The sequence below is a fragment of the Gilvibacter sp. genome, from assembly GCF_013214815.1.
Lineage (GTDB): Bacteria > Bacteroidota > Bacteroidia > Flavobacteriales > Flavobacteriaceae > Gilvibacter.
The window spans coordinates 1-4,057 of the sequence record NZ_JABSPU010000114.1 but is presented as its reverse complement, the minus strand read 5'-3'; the positions used below and the strand labels follow the sequence as shown (position 1 = coordinate 4,057).

3 protein-coding genes and 2 tRNA genes are annotated in these 4,057 nt (G+C 42.5%); 1 reads left to right on the top strand and 4 read right to left on the bottom strand.

Annotated elements, in window-relative coordinates; all coding sequences use genetic code 11:
- The first annotated feature begins 264 nt into the window (after positions 1-264).
- Positions 265-903, top strand: coding sequence for an RDD family protein (locus HRT75_RS14165; RefSeq protein ID WP_291188095.1), 639 nt, complete (start codon positions 265-267; stop codon positions 901-903).
- 526 nt (positions 904-1,429) lie between these two features.
- Here HRT75_RS14165 and HRT75_RS14160 read toward each other — a convergent pair.
- The 4 genes from HRT75_RS14160 to HRT75_RS14145 form a co-directional block, all read right to left on the bottom strand.
- A tRNA-Pro gene (locus HRT75_RS14160) sits at positions 1,430-1,504 on the bottom strand.
- Between the two features lie 56 nt (positions 1,505-1,560).
- Positions 1,561-1,644 (bottom strand) — tRNA-Ser (locus HRT75_RS14155).
- Between the two features lie 84 nt (positions 1,645-1,728).
- A complete protein-coding gene (locus tag HRT75_RS14150) occupies positions 1,729-2,892 on the bottom strand; it encodes a class I SAM-dependent methyltransferase (RefSeq protein WP_291188091.1) in 1,164 nt (387 codons plus the stop codon).
- 1 nt (position 2,893) lies between these two features.
- Positions 2,894-3,982 carry an AI-2E family transporter gene (locus tag HRT75_RS14145; RefSeq protein WP_291188088.1) on the bottom strand — a complete coding sequence of 363 codons (1,089 nt, stop codon included), beginning with the start codon at positions 3,980-3,982 and terminating at the stop codon, positions 2,894-2,896.
- Positions 3,983-4,057: the final 75 nt, after the last annotated feature.

Genomic DNA, 4,057 nt, shown 5'->3' with positions numbered 1-4,057 from the left:
ATGAATTTATTTATGAATTTGAGTATCGTGGTTCAGGCACATTGATTAGTTGTAAATAATTAGCCAGTGCACAACAACGCATAAAACCGCATGGCTAGTTTGTCCACTTCGTGGGTACTTTCATTGAATGTCCACCAGACATTCAGTTTTGACAGGCAAAACTTCATTGCAGTAACCCCAAAAACTAGTAACTTTAATTAAAACAAAACGAAACGTCTAAGTTTAGGCTTGGTGGCTCTCCCTGCTGATTAAAATGCGGGGTAGATGAAGTTGGGGAATCCAGCCGCACGCCACATGCCGCCCGCGGTTTATGCGAAGACGTTGGCAATTATGTTAGAAATGAATAGTGAAACACGAAAACATGCCGAATTTTCAGATAGGTTTTTTGCAAGTTTAATAGATGCAATTATAATAGGAGGGCTTACCTTTTTAGTCAATTCTGTGAACTTCTCTATATTCAAAAGCTTTTGGATTTATCTCCTTTTTACTTTGATAGCAATACTTTATAAGCCTTACATGGAGGCAAAGTACTATGCCACTCTCGGGAAAATTGCAATGAAAATTGAGGTAACTGATACTAATTACAACTATATCGATCTACAAAGATCTTTGATGAGAAGTTTAATATTAATAATTCCTTCTCTAGTTTACATAGTTGTGCATTTCTTTGCATTTAATAATTCTTATGTGACAGGATCAGACGGCGTAATAGAATTTGGCATGAGAATGGGTGAAGAATATCCTTTATTGACAACGATAGCTTCATTTTTGTCATATTCAACTCTAGTGGATATTGTAGTTTATCTTTCAGACATGAGTAAATATCAAAGATCATTAAAGGATTTCATTGCCAAAACATATGTTGTTAAGAAGCAAAGTAACACAATTGCCAACAACGTATAAACTAAACTGTTGTAAGAATTAACGGAATCTGCTTAAGGATGTAATCTTGAAGGATTCTTTTGCTTCGCAAAAGATCCTGGTTTGGGGTTGTTGCTAGAGAAAGCCATAAAATCGCTCAGCATTTATTAATCTTCACAATCCAGTCGGGGTGGACAGGCTGGTGCCATATAGTTTTGCCTTTGGCAAAACCAAAGGTCTGGTAGACCTTTGATGGCAGCATCCGCGAAGCGGCAGTCACAACGCTAATTCAGAAGACGATACTTGTGGATATTAAGTTGAACTACCCGCGAAGCGGCCTGCGACCGACGGCTCCCGATATTAGACTTAATAAATTTAATAAGCAACAAACAAAGGGATTACTCGCTTACGCTCGTGATCCTGGTTTGGGGTTGTTGCAAAATTGCAACTCACAAAAGGATTATGCTCCCTTTGGTCGCATGATCCTATATTTTGTTCGTTGCTAAAAGAAAAAGCCTGTACCGCTTAAGAAAGTAAACTTTCTACGCTGTACAGGCTTTTTCTTTTGTCGGGGTGGCAGGATTCGAACCTGCGACCTCCTGCTCCCAAAGCAGGCGCGATAACCGGGCTACGCTACACCCCGGACTAAGCGTTTATGCACAATTAAAATTGTCACGCTTATCCTTTGTAAGATCGTTGCGGAGAGACCGGGATTCGAACCCGGGCAACGGTTGCCCGTTGACAGATTAGCAATCTGCTCCATTACCACTCTGGCACCTCTCCAATAAACACTAATACCATTGCTGATTTTAGCGGAGGCAAAGTTAACTTTTCGAATTAGATAACACAACCAATTCTTAGATTTTTTTACAAATCCAGTTCGGCTGTGATCACAACCCAACTCCCGTGTTTTAATGTGGTAAATATGAGGTATTTGTCTCCAGCGTCTTTGAGCTTGAATTTCTGCCGCAATTGCGCTACGGTAAGCGGAAAGTTCTTCGCAATGACCAAGTAGTCCTTTTTTAGAAAGGATTTCATCTGCCGTTTGTCATAAGGTAAGACTTCCGTTACCCGGAAGCGTCTTCCTGGGAAATCAATGGATTGGTCTGCAGTAAAAACATGACTGTGTTTAGCCAGCTTGTGAACGCTGTATTGAGCGCTGATGTAATCATAGGCCTGCAGCTTCATCAGTGCGCCATGAGGTAGGTATAGGTAAGCCTGAGGGTCAGAATAGGCCAGAGGCTCAACCTCTGCGGTGATTGTGTCTGTTACCGTGCCATCAGTTCCGATGTTTATGGCGCGTTCAATGACCTGTGTGGTATTGGGTTCCGCAAGCAGTAAAAGCTCTTTGACTTCACCTTTAACAGCTACAACTTCAATGCTGCTTAAATGCTTTAAAGCGGATTGCGCCTGTCGCAGATCCAACATGGGTGGTGCTTTGATCAGCAGCTTGGCACTGTTGGCCAGAAGCTGCTCTTGCAATGCAATGACATTGGGCTCGCAATCCTCCAGTTTAAAGGCGCGTTGCACCTTAGAACGTCTGTCCGGATCGCAATAGATCATATCCCAAGCTTGGGTTTCTAAGAGTTCTGTTCCGTCACCGCTATGCACCGTGATGTTATCAAATCCGAGGATTTTAAAATTATGCGCAGCCAGCTTCGCCAGTGCTGCATTGTGCTCGCAGTAGGTAACTTGCTCAAACCGCTCCGCAAAGGCCATGGAGTCGATCCCTAAGCCTCCGGTGAGGTCTAATAAGTGTTTTCCGCTGTGTGCAGCGGCTTTGTAGGCAGCGGTTTGCTCAGAAGAGCTCTGTTCTAAATTCAGCTTGGGAGGAAACACCAAACCTGCTCGGTCGTAAAGCTTGGTTAATTTGGCTTTGATGCGCTGTCTTGCGGCGACCTGTTGTGCGATCTCCGGCATGGAGACACCAGCAACTTCCGACTTTTTTAAGGCCAATTGATGCGGATCCTCCTTTAAATGTTCCAAAATAAAGGCCTGAACCGCCTCAGATGCTAAAAGCTCCAGGTTCACGCTACAGATTTTTGGTCAGGCGTTGCACCACCTTGTATTCAGATAGGAATTCCTTGGCAATTACTTTAACAGCTGTGTAGACAGGAACAGCGACAACCATCCCTACAATTCCGAGCAGCAATCCGCCAATAATAATGATCAAAAAGATCTCAAGCGGATGTGATTTAACGCTGGAAGAGAAGATCAGCGGCTGGTTCACAAAATTGTCAATGAGTTGCACAATCACCACCCCGATCATTACATAAATTGTCGTAGGCAGAATCACGGTTTGAAAGTCCGCACCTATATTACTGCTCATACTTAAAAGCAACATCAGCGCCCCACCAATAAGTGGACCTACGTAAGGAATCAGATTCAGCAGTGCACATAAAAATGCAATCACCACAGCGTTCTCAATGCCAAAGATCAGCAGTAAAATGGTGTACAAAATAAAGATCACCGTGACCTGTGCCAATAAGCCCACAAAGTAACGTGTCAAAAGGTTACGGATCTTGGTAATGCTTTTTTTAAGTCGATTCTCATCAGAATTCTTCACCAAACTCAAGATGGCATTGTCAAAAAGGGCGCTGTCCTTTAAAAAGAAAAAGGTGATGAAGAGCACGGAGAACAGTCCTATACTAAAGGAACCCAAGGCTCCGAAGATATGATTCAAAAAGTCTGGAACAGCCTTATAATCGATCTTAGAGAGCCAATCCATTTCTTCCAATGAAGACAGGATATCAATGCCTTTGGCAGAGAAGTAGTCATTAGCTTGATTAAAGAGCGATTCAAAATTACTCTGTAAGCCATTCATATTCAATAATGAAAGGTTTTTACTTTGCTTAGCAATTAGCGGAATAAAAAGCGACATGATTCCCAAAAAGACCCCAAACATCAGCGTAATGGTGGTAATTACCGCCAAGGTATTTCCAAAACGCAGGCGTCTTCTTAAAAAGACCACGATAGGCCTTCCGATTAAAGTAATCACTGCCGCCAAGCAGATATAGACCAAAACCGATCGAATTTGATACAAAAACCAAATAAGCACGGCTATAGCGACCAGTATTCCTATTGCGCGTAAAATTCCATTGGATATGGTCTTGGAGGTCATTTAAGTCAGTTTGATGAATTAAAAGTAGGCATTTAACAGCGCAACTACAAAAGCTTTTGAGTGAGCACATGTAGC